This is a genomic window from Melissococcus plutonius ATCC 35311, assembly GCF_000270185.1.
GTDB lineage: Bacteria > Bacillota > Bacilli > Lactobacillales > Enterococcaceae > Melissococcus > Melissococcus plutonius.
The window spans coordinates 426,206-443,477 of sequence record NC_015516.1; the positions used below are offsets into that span (position 1 = coordinate 426,206).

Below are 17,272 nucleotides of genomic sequence, written 5' to 3' on the forward strand. Positions count from 1 at the left end.
TAATTGAAACAAGATAAAAAATATAAATTTCTCTAAGTTATTAATGATTCGTTTGATTGTTTCTGATCTTTTCAATTATTAAGATACTTCGGGTAAATCAAATCTTTTTCCTTGGGCTACTGGTTGAGTGGCGCACGACTAATTCTGTACTTAAAAATACCCGTCGAGCAATTTCTGATCGGGTGATCCGCTGATGAAGAAGCTCAACCCCTGTTTTCCCCATTTCTTCGGTGAATACTCGAACGGTAGAAAGGGCAGGAGAGATGTATTGAGAGATAGCCAAATCATTAATTCCCATCACACTTATTGTTTCTGGAATACGAATATGATGTGCGGCTAGTGTATGCATAACACCAATAGCCACTGCATCATTGACAGACAAAATAGCAGTAGGTAATGTGTGTTTCCATTGTTTTAAGGCCATCTCTGTCAATTGTTCACCAACGTGTACATCTAATCGGCTATTTTTTTTTAAGATAAAGAACTTTTTATTAAACAATTGATAATGCTGCATCATATCGATATAAGTATTGACAGTAGGTGTTTTATAGTTACGATAACCATGCATATTATGACTTTCTTCTGCACCAATTAAAGCAATGTTTTTATGTCCTAGGTGTAATAAATGATTGATAGCCAATTCGGTTGCCTGATTAAAGTCAGTATTGACAGAATCATAGTCGTTTAAAGGGAAATTACTGCCAATGACACAAACATTTGGATGAAATTGGTGAAATTCTTCTAGTTTTTCTTGTGTAAATTTGCTAATAGCTAATAGACCAGCCAATTCGTGAACATGTTGTTCATTTATTTGAGATAACTTAACAACATTATAGCCTAATTCAGCAGCTTGTTTTTCTACACCTAAACGAATGGCCATATAATAGAGATCATCTAGTTCTTCATCTGCCGAACGCCATGGAATAATTCCGATCACTTTTTCCTGTTTTGAAAAAGAAGCAACATGGGTTTTAATTAACTTATTTTTGTTTTTTATTTTGTATAATTTAACTCTTCCGCCAATTCGAAAATTTTTCGTTTGGTTTCTTCTGTAACTGATAAATTAGAATCATAATTTAAAACACGTGAAACTGTTGAAATAGAAACACCTGCTTTTTTTGCAATATCTGTAATTGTTGCCAAAAAAGGCCGCTCCTTTTCTTTGAATTTAATTCACTGTTAGTATAAGACTTTCTAACGAAAAAAAGCAAGATAAAAAGTTTACTAAAATTTATGATTTTTTAGTAAAAATAATTGATATTATTTTAAAATAGCTATATTCTTTTAATTAGAAAGCGCTTTAAAAATTGGAGGATCAATGAAAAATCGTCTAGTATGTAGTTTTATTCTAGTAATTTTTCTTTTTGTCGGTGGCTGTACAAAAAAAGAAACAGAAAAAACAACGAATCAATTCAGTCATGAAACAATTCAACGGATAAAAAAAACAGCAAAAAGTTATTCAGAAAATGAGTTACAAAGTGGTCAGGTTCCTCTTCACACCTATCTGCAATTGACAGGAAAAATCATTAAGAGTGACTCAAAAACAGCAACCATCAAAAGAGAAGATCGTTTTATTTTTGAAAGTGATCAAAATCACTACCAAGTATTTAATGAACAATCCATGAAATTGAAAATTGGTGATACTATCACGGTGTATGGTGAATATTATGGTTTTTTAAAAGCGATATTTGTTGAAAGGGTGAAAAAATGATTCATGCGCGTATCAAGGAAAATAAATTTGAAAGTTATGAAGAAGTAGCTGAAGGGTTTGAAGATTTAATGGCTCCCTTAGCTGATTTCTTCACTGATAAACATCTAGGTCATTTATATTTGGGGACTTCAGGAACGGTTTATCCAGAAAAAACACGAGCCATTGAGGCGTTTTTAAGACCACTTTGGGGTTTAGGGCCATATTTGACACAAAAAGATAGTAATTATTTAAAAAAATACTTAGCAGGAATTATTGCAGGAGTAGATCCAAAGAGTCTACATTATTGGGGAAAAACAAAAGAATGTGATCAATTATTTGTAGAAATGGCTTCTTTAAGTACCTTTTTATTGCTGAATAAAGAAAAAGTATGGCATTTGCTGACACATGCAGAAAAACAAAATCTATATAATTGGTTAAATCAAATTAATCAGCAATCATTGCCAAGAAATAATTGGCATTTTTTCCGTGTGTTAGTTAACCTAGCGATGAAGCATTGTGAGCTGGCTTATAACCAAGATCAACTGGATGAAGATTTAGCAATTATTGATTCTTTTTATATCGGAAAAGGTTGGTATTGTGATGGCAGTGAAACTCAAATTGATTATTATGTTTCTTTTGCGATTCATTATTATAGTTTATTATATTGTAGGTTTATGCCAGAAGATAAAGCACGAGTTGCAACCATGAAAGAAAGAGCGGTGCATTTTGCTCAAACATTTAAATACTGGTTTACTAAAAATGGAGAAGCCATGCCTTTTGGACGCAGTTTAACTTATCGTTTTTCTCAGGTGGCATTCTTTAGTGCCCTTGTTTTTGCAGATGTTGAGGCTTTGCCTTGGGGAGAAATTAAAGGCATTATTAGTCGGCATTTACATCATTGGATGAATCAAGAAATTTTTACACCAGAAGGATTACTTTCGATTGGCTATTATTATCAAAATATGATTTTTGCAGAAGGCTATAATGGTCCTGGTTCTCCTTATTGGTCATTTAAGACATTTACCTTACTAGCAGTACCTAAAGATCATCCGTATTGGCAGGCAGAAGCTTTGCCGTTAACTATTGAAAAGACAACATTATCCCTACCAGAAAGCAAAAATTACTACCAATTTAATGAAAAACGTGATCACACATTAATGTTTCCATCTGGTCAATTTCTTAAATTTCAATCTCATCCTAATGATAAGTATGGTAAATTTGTTTATTCTTCTTATTTTGGTTTTAGTACAGCTAAAAATGATTATTGGTATTATGAGGGAGGATTTGATAACTGTTTGGCATTAGCAGAAGATGATCATTATTTTCGAACAAAGGCATTAGATACAGCGTATCAATTGTTAGAAGATCGTATTATTCACAAGTGGATGCCTTGGCAGAATGTTACTATCAAAACGACGATTGTGCCACTTATAGGTTGTCATGTACGTATTCATGAAATTATAACCGAGCGAGAGCTTTTTGCTTACGAAGGTGGTTTCTCAATTCCTGTAAGAGAGAACAATTACAAGCAAGTAAAGGATTTAACTGCTGAAATAAAAAACGATTGGGGCATCTCTAAAATTAGCGGAATAACTGGCTTTGAAACAGCTGATATCATCCAAACAGAACCAAATACCAATTTATGTTATCCACTTGTAATGTTGCCTCATGTAAAAACAAAGCTTGGACGAGGCAAACATTTGCTCATTTCCTTAGTCACAGGATTACTTCTCAAAGAAAAAGAAGAGCAACCAACAATTGTTGTTCAATCCAATCAAGTAAAAGTTTCAGAAAAAATCATCGATCTATCTTAAATGGAAAGGCGCATGGAAAATGAAAAAAATAAATCAATTGGAATTTTTACCAAAACAACTGACATTTGTATTAAATAAAATACGTAGCAATTTACTTTTATTTAATGAATTGGTTCCACAAGCAGCAAGTCATCAATTGATTTACCAACCGGAAAAAAATCAAGATTGGACAGCAAGTTTTTGGTCAGGAATGTTATTTTTAGGTAAAGAACTAACTGGTTCAACAGAGTTTGATGACACTATTGAAAGCCAGATGGCTTCTTTTACCGAACGATTGAATCAAAAGATTGCTTTGGAGACACATGATATTGGTTTTTTATATACATTAACAGCAGTGGCAGATTATAAGGTGAACCATCATGAAACAGCCAAATACCTAGCAATGAAAGCAGCAGATTTATTATTGGCACGTTATTCTCCTAAAGCAGAAATTATCCAAGCTTGGGGAAACCTTGATGATCCTGATCAACGTGGACGTATGATTATTGATTGCTTAATGAATTTACCATTATTGTATTTTGCTACCAACATCACAGGACAAGAAAAATACAAAAAAGCAGCCTATGCACATGCAAAACAAACACAGAAATATATCGTTCGTGCTAACTATACCACCTTTCATACGTATTATTTTGATACAGAAACTGGTGAAGCACTTTATGGGAAAACACAGCAAGGTTTTTCTGATGATTCTTATTGGGCGCGTGGTCAGGCTTGGGGAATTTATGGGTTTACCTTAAGTTATCTATATACAGGTGATACAAGTTTTCTAATAACAGCGAAGCATTTGGCTGATTATTTTATTAACCATCTACCAGAAGATCAAATTTGTTATTGGGATTTAATTTTTAATGATGGAAGTGGTGAAGAAAAGGACAGCTCAGCTGCAACAATTGCCGTTTGTGGATTATTGGAATTATCAAGACAATTGCCAATTAGTGATCAAAAGAATCAAAAATATCAAGAAACGGCACTTACTATTATGCAATCCTTGGCAAAAAACTATACAACGATCAAGGTGCCAACATCTAATGGACTTTTATTACAAGGTGTTTATGATAAAAATACAAATAAGGGTGTTAATGAGTGTGTAGTTTGGGGCGATTATTTCTATATGGAAGCGTTAACTAGACTGGCAAAAAGCTGGTATTTATATTGGTAATAAAAAATAAATTTATTTAATAAAAATTAAAATGGAGGGATGAAAATGAAGTTTTGGAAAAAAGGGTTCGCTGTTGTGATGACCATGGGATTAATAGTGACGCTTTCGTCTTGTGGATCAAGTGGTGAAAAGGCTAGTGAAGAGGAAGGGAGTAAAGATAAACCAATAGAATTAACTGTGACTACCTGGAATTACGACACAACTCCTGAATTTAAAAAAATATTTGAAGCATTTGAAAAAGAAAATCCTACTATTAAAATTAAATCAGTCGATATTGCTTCAGAAGACTATGATACAAAATTAACCACAATGCTTTCTTCAGGTGACACCACAGATGTTTTAACTATGAAAAATTTATTGTCTTATTCAAATTATGCATTACGTGATCAATTGGTCGACTTAACAGATCATATTAAAAATATAGATACAAAACCAGCAAAAACAAGTTATGACATGTACAAAGTGAATGGAAAAACCTACTCACAACCTTACAGAACGGATTTTTGGGTTTTATATTACAATAAAAAAATGTTTGATGATGCCGGCATCGCTTATCCTAACAATATTACTTGGAAAGAATATGAAGAATTAGCAAAAAAACTTTCAAAACCAGATCAACAAGTTTATGGTACCTACCAATACACCTGGCGTTCAACTATACAAGCGATTGCAGCTGCCCAAAATAATGGCAATTTAATCAATCCTAAATATGGTTATATGCGCAGTTATTATGATCGTGCGATTAGAATGCAAAAGGACAAATCACAAATGGACTTTGGAACTGCCAAATCAACAAAAGTTACCTATCAATCTCAATTTGAGGATTCAAAAGCAGCTATGATGTGTATGGGTACTTGGTACATGGGCGGTATATTAGCAAATAAAGAAGATGGTAAAACAAATGTAGAATGGGGCATTACTTCAATGCCACAAAAAGAAAAAGGCAAATCTACTACCTTTGGTTCACCAACAAGTTTTGCTATTAATAAAAAATCAAAACATCAAAAAGCTGCACAGAAATTTTTAGATTTTGCTTCTGGTAAAAAAGGTGCAAAAGTTTTAGCTAAAGCTGGTGTTGTTCCTTCTTATAAAACAAAAGAAATTGATAACTTGTACTTTTCACATAAAGGAATGCCAACAGACGAAATTTCTAAAAAGGGTTTTAAACCTAAAAAAGTGGGCATAGAATTTCAAGTTGATAAAAAAGGACCAGCCATTGATAAAATCTTAACAGAAGAAAATGATTTAATCATGGTAGGAGATAGTACACCCAAAAAAGGAATTGCCAATATGGAAAAACGTGTTAAAGCAGAAAAGGAATAAAATTTCTAATTGGGTAGATTTGAAAAAACAAGTATCAAATTTACCCTTTTTTAGATTGTTGCTTCTTATGTTTAATTAATGCGGACTAAAAATGGATAATGAATTGGATGGTCAGCTTTTGAATTTAAGAAATTTATTAAAAAGCTAGAAAAATTTTAGGCATGATAGCTATTCTTTTCTCAACCTATAAGGCATTAATTTTATAAATTATTTTTTCACTGATTGAAATTAAGACGTAATAAAAAAAGAAGTACTGTCCAATGCATAGTCATTCTATTTTGTTCATTCAAAAAATTCTATTCAAATTAAAACCGAATCAATGATAAAAATTCGATTTATTGAAAAAATAAAGGAAATAGATCAATATTTATATAATATTTTTTCATTTATTTTTGTACCCATTTATTCTGAGATAGCTTATCGCAAATTTGATACATTCTAACCAGTAATGCTAATTATCTAACTATCAATAACATATATTCTGCAGCTTAAAAGGAGGAATTGCTAATTTTTAGAAGAAACGATGATGGAAATTACAAAAAAATCAAAAACAACAAGTAAATTACAACGTAAACATACCTTAATTGCACTTTCATTTATTGCACCAAATTTTATTGGGTTTCTGCTCTTTACGCTTATCCCAGTCGTTTTCTCACTAATCTTAGCATTTATGAGTTGGGATTCTTTTTCAAAACCAGAATTTGTTGGTTTTAAAAATTTTAATAAAATGTTTCATGATGATACATTTTGGATTTCTTTTAAACATACAATTGTCTATACAGTTGGGGTAGTGCCAATTACCATATTGTGTGCATTGGTTTTGGCTATTTTACTTAATAGAAAAGTTATGGGAATGAAATTCTTTCGAACGGCTTTCTTTTTCCCCTACGTGACTTCTTTAGTAGCGATCGCTGTTGTTTGGAATATGCTGTTTCATCCAAGTTTAGGACCCATTAATCAATTTCTAAAATTTTTTATTGAACACCCACCGGGCTGGACTTCTAGTTCAAAGTGGGCTTTAACAGGTATTATCATCGTAAGTATCTGGCGAGGAATGGGCTATTATATGATTTTATATCTTGCAGGATTACAAAGTATTCCTAGTGAATTGTATGAGGCAGCTGCTATGGATGGTGCCAACAAATGGAAACAATTTTTAAATGTAACTTTGCCTTCTCTCAGACCGACAACTTTTTTTTGTAACTATTATGCTGATTATTAATTGCTTTAAGATATTTGATTTAGTTCAGATTATGACGGCTGGTGGACCAGGACGGGCAACCAATGTTTTGGTCTATGAAATCTATAATGAGGCATTTGTAAAATTCAATTTTGGTTATGCTTCAGCCATTTCAATGGTATTATTTGTTATTGTTTTAGCCATTACAATCATTCAATTCAAATGGAATCAGTACCGAGAAAAAATATAGGAGAGGAGGAGAAAGGATGGTAACACTTACTGCAACAGAACAAACAAAAGTGAGAAAAAAAGAAAGAATAACAATAAATCGTCTAATTATATTTATTTTTTTAACACTGTTAGCACTAACGACGTTAATTCCATTTATCTGGATGTTATCTGCATCTTTTAAAACAAATAATGATGTTTTTAGTGTTCCAATTCAATGGATTCCAAAAACCTGGCATCCAGAAAATTATTCAGTCATTTGGGGAAGAATTCCGCTGCTTACTTTTTTTAAAAATACCTTATTTTTAAGTATCATTATTACAATTATCCAATTATTTACTTCTAGCTTTGCGGCTTATGGATTCTCTAAAATGCATTTTAAAGGAAGAGATATATTATTTTTAACCTATATTGGCACAATTGCCATTCCTTGGCAATCTTATATGATTCCCCAATTTATTATGATGCGTCAGCTGCATTTAACAGATACCTTGTGGTCATTAGTATTATTACAAGCTTTTAGTGCATTTGGTGTATTTTTATTAAAACAATATTATAGTAGTATTCCAGATTCCTTATGCGAAAGTGCTAGAATTGACGGCTTGAGTGAATGGGGCATTTATTGGAAAATTATATTACCACTGACCAAGCCAGCTTTAGCCAGTTTAACAATTATTACTTTCGTGGGTACCTGGAATGATTATATGGGACCTTTTATCTATTTATCATCAACAGAAAATAAAACAATTCAATTAGGACTTAAAATGTTCGTTGGTTTATTTGATACTGAATATGCATTAATTATGGCGGCTTCCGTTGTATCAATTTTACCAGTGGTGATTGTCTTTTTATCCATGCAAAAACATTTTGTTGAAGGAATTGCTACGTCTGGCATGAAAAATTAGGGAGGTTAGTTATACATGTTATCAAAGCAAACATTTGAAAATAACATTTATATGAAACTTTTCCGTTGGCTTTATATATTGTTAATGGGCAATCTCTGTTTATTAGGTGTGAATCTTCCCTTTTTTGTTGCAGCGATTTGTTTGGCGATCGATATCAGAAATTTACCTTTATTTATCTTCAGTTTATTCTTTATTGGTCCTGGTTTTATAACATTATTTGCATTACTAGACCGTTTTAAAGAAGAAAAAGAAATAGAACCGGTTCTTGTTTTCGTGAAAGAATTTCATCAATTTTGGTTACGTGGCATCATATATTGGTTTATTGGTTGGTTCGGTACTATCCTAGCAGTTACTGATGGTCTATTTTTTACGCAATGGTCTGTTGGTTATTGGATGATACCATTTTTTATACTTCTAACGGGAATGTGTTTAGCGAGTAGTATAAATTGTTGGTATTTTCAAGTCCGAAACCCCAAAGCGAAAAAAAGAGATATCTTACGAATAGCTATTTATTATACATTACGCAAATGGTACATTAGTGCATTAAATGTTTTACTTTTTTTGCTGATTTTTATAGTCATGCTATTAAAACCAGCTATTGGTTTTATGATCACTCCTATATTATTTATGGGCTTAATTTACCTAAACGTCAAAAAACAAGCAAATTTAAAAAATAAAGATAAAAATAAAAAAACTTGATAAACAAGCAATGAATTAGTGGTTATTGGACAACTATTAATTGTTCTTAGATGTAAGGAAAAATATGGTGTATAAGTCAATTGATTTATATATCATATTTTTTATGTTGATAAAATAATGTAACTACCTAATTTCCTACTAAAAAATTTACGAAAAAGATAAGGGAATGAAGTTTTAATAATGAAAATAAATTATAACCATTAGAAAACTAACTATTGACTATTTAACAAAATAAAATTATACTGGTTATGTGGTTATAACCAGTTTATCATATGAAGAAGGGGAAATATGGCTAAAAAAAATACATTGTATTGTCAGTTAGTCGATACATTAAAAAATCAAATAAATAATGAACTGGTGCCTCATAGCAAATTACTTTCCGAAAGAGAAATAAGTAAGAAATATGGAGTCAGTCGAATGACCGTTCGTTTAGCCTTAAATGAATTAGAGCAAATGGGCTATGTCTATAAACAACATGGAAAGGGAACTTTTGTTTCTGATTTAAAAGGAAATATTTCTGATATTTCTCAAGCTTATAGTTTTACTGAACAAATGCGAGATTTAGGAAAAGTACCACAAACAGAAGTACTCGAATTTAATCGCATTGAGTCATCCTCTTTAGTTAGTCAACAGTTAAATCTCTCATCTAAAGAGACTGTTTTTAAGTTAAAACGTCTACGAATGGCAGATGATATTCCATTAATGATTGAAGATACCTATTTGCCAGCCAAAAGGTTTTTTGCATTGAATGAAACAATGATCAAACAAAAACCTCTGTATGATTTATTTGCAGAAGATTTCGATCAAAAGATTCGTCTAGCCGATGAGGAATTCTATGCGAGTATTGCAAATCAGGAAACAGCTGAACATCTACGAATTAGAGAGGGGGCACTGATCCTCAATTTTGTGCGTACAACATACAACACACAAAATGAAGTCATCGAATTCACTACTAGCAGTGCACGTGCCGATCAATTTCATTATAAGGTACGTCATATACGAAATAAAACTTAAAGGAGTATCGTTATGTATTTACTGTCAACAGAACAACTCGAACAATTAGGTGCTGAAATCACGACGCGTGAAATCAAACAACAGCCGCAATTATGGAAGGAGACTTTTATTAATTATGGTGAAATTATGGAGGGAATCACAAATTTCTTAGAAGAAATCAAACAAGAAAGTAAAGGAAAGGTTCGTGTTATTTTTACTGGAGCTGGAACTTCTCAATACGTTGGAGATACACTTGTGCCTTATCTAAATTCACATGGTGATCATCAAAATTATATTTTTGAGAGTCGGGGAACGACAGATATTGTTTCAGCACCTTATGATTATTTGATTGCCGATGAAACGATATTGCTTGTTTCATTTGCAAGAAGTGGGAATAGTCCTGAGAGTGTTGCTGCTATAGAGCTGACAAATCAATTGATTAAAAGCGCTTACCATTTAGTGATTACTTGTGCACCAAATGGCGATTTGGCTAAAATGGCACAAAAAGATTCGAATAGTTTTCTATTTTTAATGCCAGCAGCGTCAAACGACCAAGGATTTGCAATGACAGGCAGCTTTACTTGTATGACGCTAGCTGGGTTGTTGATTTTTGATCAAACTGCTTTAGAGATGAAAGAAAAATATATACAAACGGTTGCTGCTTTAGGAAAGGAAGTTGTAAAGCGTGAAGCAGAAATTCAAAAATGGCTAGCAGATGATTTTGAGCGAATTGTTTATCTAGGTTCTGGTAGTTTAGCTGGACTTACACGCGAAGCACAATTGAAGATTTTAGAATTGACAGCTGGAAAAATTGCAACTATCTATGATTCTTCAATTGGATTTCGACATGGACCAAAATCATTTATCAATAACCAAACACTGGTTTTTGGTTTTATCCAGAATGATTCTTATACTCAATTATACGATCTGGATATTTTAAATGAAATTGAAAATGATGGTATTGCAAAAAAGGTGGTTGGTATTAGTCAAAAGCAAGAAAACAGACTTACTGCTGAATGTTTTGAATTGGATACAGAAAAAATTACCTTACCAGAAGGCTATCTAGCTCTTGTTTATATTATGGTGGCTCAAACAATTGCACTTCTTACTTCTGTTAAAGTCAAAAACACACCAGATAGACCCTCAGCAACAGGTACGGTAAATCGGGTGGTTAAGGGAGTTACCATTCATGCATATGAATCCTAGTCAAATAATATTCTAATAAAACGAACACATTGAATGTTATTTAACTAAATACAGACTATTTTATATTTTGAACAAGACATAGTGCTATCCGCTCTATAATTTTGTTTTTCAGGTAAATTGAATTTATTTGTTTTATTCTATATTAGATTTTCAAAAATGATTGCTATAATTGGCTTGTTTTACTTAAATTGAAAATTTTGTTAAAAAACAACTGAGAAATGAATCATGATTATCAATTAAGTTTAGAAGGAAAATAAGCATAATATGTAAGGGGGAAAAAATGTTAAAACTAACCAAACAGAAAAAAGCAGCCATGGATCGTTTATCAACAAAGAATGGGTTAATTGAAGCGTTGGCAATTGATCAACGTGGTGCTTTAAAACGAATGATGGGAACAGAAATAAAAGAAATACAAGTAGAGGCATTTAAGAAGTTAGTTGCAGAGGATTTAACGCCATTTGCTTCTTCTATCTTGCTAGATCCTGAATATGGATTGCCAGCTGCCAAAGTGCGGTCAGAAAATGCTGGACTTTTACTTGCTTACGAAAAAACGGGTTATGATGCTTCGACGCCAGGTAGATTACCGGATTTGTTGCAAGACTGGTCTGTTTTACGCTTAAAAAATCAGGGAGCTGATGCGATCAAATTTTTATTATACTATGACATAGATGAAGATAGTTATATCAATCATTTAAAACATGTATTTGTTGAACGTTTAGGAAATGAATGCCTAGCAAATGATCTACCATTTTATTTAGAATTAGTTTCTTATGATACAAAAATTAAGGACACTACCTCTACTGCTTATGCCAAAATAAAACCTCATAAAGTGATTCAGATGATGAAAGAATTTTCTAAAGAAAAATACAAGGTAGATGTCTTAAAAGTAGAAGTACCTGTAAATATGAACTATGTAGAAGAATTTGGTACAGAGGAGATTGTCTATACAAAAGAAACAGCGGCTAATTATTTCAAAGAACAAAGTGAAGCAACGAATTTGCCATTCATTTTTTTAAGTGCTGGTGTGTCAATTGAATTATTTAAAAAAACATTGCTTTTTGCAAGAGAAGCCAACTCTTCTTTTAATGGTGTTCTTTGTGGACGTGCTACTTGGCGAGATGGCGTTACTCCTTTTATTGAAAGCGGAAACGACCTAGCTAGCCAGTGGTTTCAGACAGAAGGAAAAAATAATATTCAATCACTAAATGAAGTCGTTGAAAAAACAGCAACCTCTTGGCATGAAAAAGTAATCGTTGAAGGATAAAAATCTTAAAAGAAATTGTCTGAATCGTATTATTCATCAGTCTAAGTAGACAAAAGAAAAATAAAATTTATTAATTTCATATTTTTATTTTTAGTAAAAGTTATTTTTATTTTTGATATTTATTTATAACTAAATACTAATGTAACCGCTTAAAAATAAGGATAAAGAAGGGAAGGGATGAATTGCAGAGATTTGAGATAAAAGATGAATTTTTACTTAATGGGCAACCGTTTAAAATTTTATCTGGTGCGATTCACTATTTTAGATTGCATCCAGATGACTGGTATCATTCTCTCTATAATTTAAAAGCATTAGGTTTTAATACAGTGGAAACCTATATTCCTTGGAACTTACACGAATCACAAGAGGGAAATTTCCATTTTGATCAGCAGTTAGACATTGAACAATTTTTAAAAGTAGCACAATCACTAGACTTGTACGCCATTCTAAGACCTTCACCTTATATTTGTGCTGAATGGGAATTTGGTGGACTACCTGCTTGGTTATTGAATAAAAATTGCCGAATTCGTTCCTCTGATCCAAAATATCTCGCTTGCGTGTCTACCTATTATCAGCAAATATTACCGAGATTAGCGAAACATCAACTAAGTGAAAATGGAAATGTGTTAATGTTTCAAGTTGAGAACGAATATGGCTCATATGGGGAAGATAAAGAATATTTAACTGCATTAAAAAAATTGATGAAAGAAAATGGCATAACGGCACCACTTTTTACTTCGGATGGTCCATGGCAGGCGACACTTAGAGCAGGTAGTTTGATTGATGAAGATATTTTGGTAACAGGAAACTTTGGGTCAAATGCTCAAAAAAATTTTACTGAAATGAAAAAGTTTTTTAAGACACATGGGAAAAAATGGCCGCTGATGTGTATGGAATTTTGGGATGGTTGGTTTAATCGTTGGGGTGAACCAATCGTTAAAAGAGAAACCAAGGAATTGGTGGAAGCTTTTCGTGAGACGATTGAACTTGGTAGTATCAATCTTTATATGTTTCATGGTGGTACCAATTTTGGTTTTATGAATGGCTGTTCAGCTCGAGGAAATACAGACCTACCACAGATTACTTCCTATGATTATGGTGCTCCTTTAAACGAGCAAGGAAATCCAACCGATAAATACTATGCCTTGCAAGAAACAGTGAGAGAAGTCTGTCCAGTATTAGCTTCTTCACAAAAAATGCCATTAATCAAACCGACAATCGAAATTAAAGATATTCCTTTAAAAAATAAGGTCAGTCTTTTTGCAACAATAACCAAATTAACTACACTATTACAAACAAAATATCCAGTAACAATGGAAGCGATGAATCAGACGACTGGTTATATCATTTATCGAACCATTCTGCCAAGGGATGCAAAAACGGAAACCCTACGAATTATTGATGGAAGTGATCGAGCACAAACCTATTTAAATGGCCAACATATTGTGACGCAATACCAAGCAGAAATTGGAGAAAATATTTTAGTTGAACCAACAAAAGAACAAAACCAGCTAGATATTTTAATAGAAAATATGGGACGCGTCAACTATGGTGCGAAATTAACAGCAAATACACAGAAAAAAGGGATCCGAACGGGAGTTATGGCAGACTTACATTTTATTAATGATTGGGAACAATTTTCTTTACCTTTAGATACGATTGAATCAGTCGATTTTTCTGGTGAATGGGTAAAAAATCAACCTAGCTTTTACCAATATGAAGTTGATTTAACCGAAATTGAAGATACTTTTATTGATTTAGCAAACTTTGGTAAGGGTGTAGTTTTTGTAAATAATCATCACCTAGGTCGTTTCTGGGAAATTGGTCCTACTTTATCCTTGTATATTCCAAAAGGCTTTTTGCATATTGGGAAAAATGAAATTGTTATTTTCGAAACAGAAGGGAAATATGATTCAAAAATCGATTTATTGAATCAACCAAAATTTAAATCAAAGAAAAGAGGAAACAAAAAATGAGTATTATTGGTGTTCGAATTGATGGTCGTCTCATTCATGGTCAGGTAGCTAATTTATGGACAACAAAATTAAATATTAGTCGTATCATGGTTGTGGATGACGCGGTAGCTTCAGATGCTATTGAAAAAAGTGGTCTGAAACTAGCAACGCCAGCTGGCGTAAAATTAAGTGTTTTACCCGTTGAGAAAGCTGCAGAAAACATTTTAGCTGGAAAATATGATTCGCAACGGTTATTAATTATTGCTCGCAAACCATATCGATTATTACGGCTCACTGAATTAGGCGTTCCAATAAAAGAGATTAATGTAGGCAACATGTCTCAAACATCAGATACCAGATCAATTACAAGGTCAATTAATGTGATGGATACAGATGTTACAGCATTTAATCAGTTACATGATAAAGGTGTTCACCTGATTGCTCAGATGGTACCAAGTGATAAAGCAGAGGAATTTATGCCTTTGTTAAAAAATAAATAAGGAGTTATTACAATGCATATTCAGTGGTGGCAAATACTTATCTTGTCGTTATACGCAGGTTATCAAATTCTTGATGAATTGCAACTTTATTCATCTTTAAGTGCACCCGTTTTTGCTGGACTTTTTACTGGTTTGGTTATGGGTGATTTAAAAGTTGGCTTAATTATTGGTGGTAGTATGCAACTTACAGTGTTAGGTGTTGGCACGTTTGGTGGCGCATCTAAGATTGATGCAAATTCAGGTACAATTTTAGCAACTGCTTTTTCAATTGCTTTGGGAATGGATCCAGAACAAGCAATCGCTGCAATCGCTGTTCCTGTAGCAAGTTTAATGATTGAGTTAGATATTTTAGCTCGTTTTACGAATACTTACTTTGCGCATCGAATTGACAAGAATATCGAAGAAATGAACTATAAAGCAATCGAACGAAATTTCTTGTTGGGTACTTTGCCTTGGGAACTTTCTCGCTTGATTCCAGTTTTCTTAGCATTGGCATTTGGTGGTAGGCTAGTGGAACAGGTAGTTGCTGTTTTGAATGGACAATTAAAATGGTTAGGAGACGGACTTTCAGTAGCTGGAGCTGTTTTGCCAGCGGTAGGTTTTGCTATCTTATTGCGTTATTTACCAGTAAAAAACATTTTCCTTATCTCATTTTAGGGTTTACCATTACAGCATTACTAGCAACTCTCTTCAGTAATATTCAGCTGCTTGGCGAAAATGTGGCAACTGTTGTCAAGAATTTCCCAGCTACATTCAATGCACTTCCAATGCTTGGTATTGCGCTGATTGGTTTTGCTTTAGCAGCAATCAATTATAAGAATAATCAACAAACAGAAATTCATTCATCAACTAAAGCTAAAGCAAGTGAATCCACAGCAGGAGGAGAGATTGAAGATGACGAAATCTAACTATAAATTAACAAAAGCAGATTTTAAACAAATCAATCGTCGTAGTTTGTTTAATTTTCAACTTGGATGGAATTATGAAAGAATGCAAGGACCTGGTTATCTTTTCACCATCCTCCCACAACTACGTAAACTCTAAGGAGATGATACAGAAGAATTAAAAGAAATGATGAAGACGCATACTCAATTTTTTAATACTTCTAACTTTTTTAACACAATCATTACAGGAATCGATCTAGCTATTGAGGAAGAAGAAGGCTATGCAGGAAAGGAAACGGTATCTGGTTTAAAAGCAGGCTTGATGGGTCCTTTTGCTACAATTGGTGATTCAATTTTTGCTGCTTTAATCCCAACAACCTTTGGAGCTTTAGCAGCAAATATGGCAAAAGATGGCAACCCAGTGGGCATATTTATTTGGATTGCTGCTCAAGTTGCTGTTATGGTTTTTCGGTGGAAACAATTAGAATTTGCTTATAAAGAAGGAATTTCATTAGTAACGACCATGCAACATCGCTTAACTGCATTGACAGATGCTGCTACTTTAATGGGTGTATTTATGGTTGGAGCTCTTTCAGCAACGATGGTGAATGTAAAATTAGCTTGGGCACCAAAAATAGGAGCAGTTGTGTTGAATATGCAAAATAATGTAGATATGATTTTACCACGTTTACTCCCAGCTTTAATTGTTGGTGGTGTATATTGGATGCTCGGCAAGAAAAAAATGACATCAACAAAAGCAATTTTTATTGTCTTAATCATCTGTGTTGCTTTGTCAGCTCTTGTTGTAATCTCTAAATAGGAAGGGAGTAGTAAAATGGGCAAATCTTTGGTGTTAATCAGTCATGGAGAATTGTGTGAAGCATTAAAAAAAGGTACAGAAATGATTATGGGAAAACAGGAGAATATCTATGCCGTTCCCTTATTACCCTCAGAGGGACAAGAAGAATATAAAGAAAAATTTTTACAAACGATTAAACCTCTAAATGATTTTATTGTTCTTGCCGATTTAATGGGTGGAACACCTTGTAATATTGTTTCTAAACTGATTCTAAGTGGAGCAGCGATTGAGCTATATGTGGGCATGAATATGCCAATGGTGATTAGTTTTATTAATAGCGAACTCATTGATGAGAATGCAGATTTAGTTACCGAAGGACAGAAAAATATCTTTTCAGTAAATGCAAAATTAAAAGAAGAACCAACGGAAGATGATGAATAACTGAAATAGGCTGCTTATAAAGAAAAGCGAAGACAGATAAAAAGCAAGCTTGCTTTAGATTTAAGTTTTACTTATTATTTAATACTCCTTTCTATACAAATTAGACGTTGACTAATTTTCTTCTTTAGAACAAAGAAAAATAAAAAATGGAAATATCCTAGCATTATAGAGTATAACCTTTTTAAGAATTCTGATTGAATACCAAAGCTAGTATTAATAAAAAGTAGTT

Annotated in this window: 12 protein-coding genes and 4 pseudogenes; 15 read left to right on the forward strand and 1 reads right to left on the reverse strand. The window is 32.9% G+C overall.

Translation table 11 applies throughout. The annotated features are described in order from the left end of the window. Positions 1–97: 97 nt before the first annotated feature. A pseudogene (locus MPTP_RS01810) lies at positions 98–1,143 on the reverse strand (LacI family DNA-binding transcriptional regulator). A 175-nt stretch (positions 1,144–1,318) separates the two neighbouring features. On the opposite strand from MPTP_RS01810, the gene MPTP_RS01815 reads away from it, so the two are divergent. The 15 genes and pseudogenes from MPTP_RS01815 to MPTP_RS01885 all read left to right on the forward strand — a co-directional run bounded on the left by MPTP_RS01815 (position 1,319) and on the right by MPTP_RS01885 (position 17,043). Beyond that, complete coding sequence (locus MPTP_RS01815; RefSeq protein WP_013773322.1) at positions 1,319–1,711, forward strand: hypothetical protein; 393 nt, start codon at positions 1,319–1,321, stop codon at positions 1,709–1,711. Further along, positions 1,708–3,504 (forward strand): DUF2264 domain-containing protein, encoded by a 1,797-nt coding sequence (locus MPTP_RS01820; RefSeq protein ID WP_013773323.1) that lies wholly within the window; start codon positions 1,708–1,710, stop codon positions 3,502–3,504. The genes MPTP_RS01815 and MPTP_RS01820 overlap by 4 nt, the downstream gene beginning before the upstream one ends. A gap of 19 nt (positions 3,505–3,523) precedes the next feature. Next, on the forward strand, positions 3,524–4,666 hold the full coding sequence (locus MPTP_RS01825; RefSeq protein WP_013773324.1) for a glycoside hydrolase family protein: 1,143 nt from the start codon (positions 3,524–3,526) through the stop codon (positions 4,664–4,666). Between the two features lie 45 nt (positions 4,667–4,711). Next, positions 4,712–5,989 (forward strand): ABC transporter substrate-binding protein, encoded by a 1,278-nt coding sequence (locus tag MPTP_RS01830; protein WP_013773325.1) that lies wholly within the window; start codon positions 4,712–4,714, stop codon positions 5,987–5,989. 526 nt (positions 5,990–6,515) lie between these two features. Next, positions 6,516–7,419 (forward strand): annotated as a pseudogene (locus tag MPTP_RS01835) (carbohydrate ABC transporter permease). A 142-nt stretch (positions 7,420–7,561) separates the two neighbouring features. Further along, positions 7,562–8,302: a carbohydrate ABC transporter permease gene (locus MPTP_RS01840; RefSeq protein ID WP_375782333.1), complete on the forward strand. Its 741-nt coding sequence runs from the start codon at positions 7,562–7,564 to the stop codon at positions 8,300–8,302. Positions 8,303–8,317: 15 nt separating this feature from the next. Next, the gene (locus MPTP_RS01845; RefSeq protein ID WP_013773328.1) at positions 8,318–9,001 is read left to right on the forward strand and encodes a hypothetical protein; all 684 of its coding nucleotides are present in this window, start codon (positions 8,318–8,320) and stop codon (positions 8,999–9,001) included. A gap of 288 nt (positions 9,002–9,289) precedes the next feature. Next, positions 9,290–10,015 (forward strand): GntR family transcriptional regulator, encoded by a 726-nt coding sequence (locus tag MPTP_RS01850; RefSeq protein WP_013773329.1) that lies wholly within the window; start codon positions 9,290–9,292, stop codon positions 10,013–10,015. Positions 10,016–10,027: 12 nt separating this feature from the next. Further along, a complete protein-coding gene (locus tag MPTP_RS01855; protein ID WP_013773330.1) occupies positions 10,028–11,200 on the forward strand; it encodes an SIS domain-containing protein in 1,173 nt (390 codons plus the stop codon). A 280-nt stretch (positions 11,201–11,480) separates the two neighbouring features. After that, positions 11,481–12,464 carry a tagatose-bisphosphate aldolase gene (gene lacD / locus MPTP_RS01860; RefSeq protein ID WP_013773331.1) on the forward strand — a complete coding sequence of 328 codons (984 nt, stop codon included), beginning with the start codon at positions 11,481–11,483 and terminating at the stop codon, positions 12,462–12,464. 182 nt (positions 12,465–12,646) lie between these two features. Beyond that, positions 12,647–14,440 carry a glycoside hydrolase family 35 protein gene (locus MPTP_RS01865; protein ID WP_013773332.1) on the forward strand — a complete coding sequence of 598 codons (1,794 nt, stop codon included), beginning with the start codon at positions 12,647–12,649 and terminating at the stop codon, positions 14,438–14,440. Beyond that, on the forward strand, positions 14,437–14,919 hold the full coding sequence (locus MPTP_RS01870; RefSeq protein WP_013773333.1) for a PTS system mannose/fructose/N-acetylgalactosamine-transporter subunit IIB: 483 nt from the start codon (positions 14,437–14,439) through the stop codon (positions 14,917–14,919). The genes MPTP_RS01865 and MPTP_RS01870 overlap by 4 nt, the downstream gene beginning before the upstream one ends. Positions 14,920–14,931: 12 nt before the next feature. Beyond that, positions 14,932–15,827: pseudogene (locus tag MPTP_RS01875) on the forward strand (PTS mannose/fructose/sorbose/N-acetylgalactosamine transporter subunit IIC). Continuing rightward, a pseudogene (locus MPTP_RS01880) lies at positions 15,814–16,623 on the forward strand (PTS system mannose/fructose/sorbose family transporter subunit IID). The pseudogenes MPTP_RS01875 and MPTP_RS01880 overlap by 14 nt, the downstream one beginning before the upstream one ends. 15 nt (positions 16,624–16,638) lie before the next feature. Next, complete coding sequence (locus MPTP_RS01885) at positions 16,639–17,043, forward strand: PTS sugar transporter subunit IIA (RefSeq protein WP_013773336.1); 405 nt, start codon at positions 16,639–16,641, stop codon at positions 17,041–17,043. Positions 17,044–17,272 lie beyond the last annotated feature (229 nt).

Coding starts and splice junctions, on each gene's coding strand:
- MPTP_RS01815 (WP_013773322.1), top strand. CDS start 1,319: ATGAAAAATCGTCTAGTATGTAGTTTTATTCTAGTAATTTTTCTTTTT.
- MPTP_RS01885 (WP_013773336.1), top strand. CDS start 16,639: ATGGGCAAATCTTTGGTGTTAATCAGTCATGGAGAATTGTGTGAAGCA.
- lacD (WP_013773331.1), top strand. CDS start 11,481: ATGTTAAAACTAACCAAACAGAAAAAAGCAGCCATGGATCGTTTATCA.
- MPTP_RS01820 (WP_013773323.1), top strand. CDS start 1,708: ATGATTCATGCGCGTATCAAGGAAAATAAATTTGAAAGTTATGAAGAA.
- MPTP_RS01855 (WP_013773330.1), top strand. CDS start 10,028: ATGTATTTACTGTCAACAGAACAACTCGAACAATTAGGTGCTGAAATC.
- MPTP_RS01870 (WP_013773333.1), top strand. CDS start 14,437: ATGAGTATTATTGGTGTTCGAATTGATGGTCGTCTCATTCATGGTCAG.
- MPTP_RS01830 (WP_013773325.1), top strand. CDS start 4,712: ATGAAGTTTTGGAAAAAAGGGTTCGCTGTTGTGATGACCATGGGATTA.
- MPTP_RS01825 (WP_013773324.1), top strand. CDS start 3,524: ATGAAAAAAATAAATCAATTGGAATTTTTACCAAAACAACTGACATTT.
- MPTP_RS01845 (WP_013773328.1), top strand. CDS start 8,318: ATGTTATCAAAGCAAACATTTGAAAATAACATTTATATGAAACTTTTC.
- MPTP_RS01840 (WP_375782333.1), top strand. CDS start 7,562: ATGTTATCTGCATCTTTTAAAACAAATAATGATGTTTTTAGTGTTCCA.
- MPTP_RS01850 (WP_013773329.1), top strand. CDS start 9,290: ATGGCTAAAAAAAATACATTGTATTGTCAGTTAGTCGATACATTAAAA.